Consider the following 780-nt stretch of genomic DNA (forward strand, 5'->3'; position numbering starts at 1 on the left):
GGTAAGGTGGTAGAAGGCAATACCAATATTGTTTACTACTATGATCTTGTTCCCGATGTACCAGAAAAGAAATATGGTGATGTTACTGTCGAGTATAAGAACAAAGACGGCGTGACCATTGCACCGAAAGTGNGAGTACGGTAATGTTGTTGTTGATTACCAAGATAAGAAAGGCAACACCATTGCACCACGCATTGTTGACACACCAACAGCGAAAGTAGGAACAGCTTACGATACAACAGATCATAAGCCTGTGACAATCGTGTCATCTAATGGTAAGACATACCGTATTGACCCTACAGCTACACAAGGACAAGAAAGCGGTGAGGTTGTCAAGGGAACAACTCGTGTTGTCTATGTCTATGATGAAGTACTCGGTGATGTAACAGTTCATTATAAAGATGAAAATGGCAAAGTCATTAAGGAACCAGAAAAAGATACAACTGGTGCTCCAATCAACACCCTCTATGACACTCGTGATCATGCTCATAAGACAATCACTACTCAGGATGGACGTGTTTATGAAATCATTCCTGAAAAGACTATCGGTCTAGAGCAAGGTCGCATTGTGGAAGGTAATACAGATGTTACTTATATCTACAAAGAAGTGTTTGGTGATGTCCTTGTTCACTATGTGGACGAGTCTGGCAACAAGATTAAAGATGATGTAACGGACACTGCTCAAGCAAGAGTCGGTGAATCATACGATACGACTGATAACAAACCGAACGCTATCAAGCACGGCGACAAAGTTTACAACATTGTACCTGAAAAGACCAA

At 41.3% G+C, this 780-nt stretch carries 1 protein-coding gene; it reads left to right on the forward strand.

Annotated elements, in window-relative coordinates; genetic code table 11:
* Positions 1-118: 118 nt before the first annotated feature.
* Positions 119-780: MucBP domain-containing protein (locus tag SSIN_RS10600; RefSeq protein ID WP_209325473.1), on the forward strand; the 662-nt coding region annotated here is incomplete at its 3' end.

The organism is Streptococcus sinensis, from assembly GCF_000767835.1.
GTDB lineage: Bacteria > Bacillota > Bacilli > Lactobacillales > Streptococcaceae > Streptococcus > Streptococcus sinensis.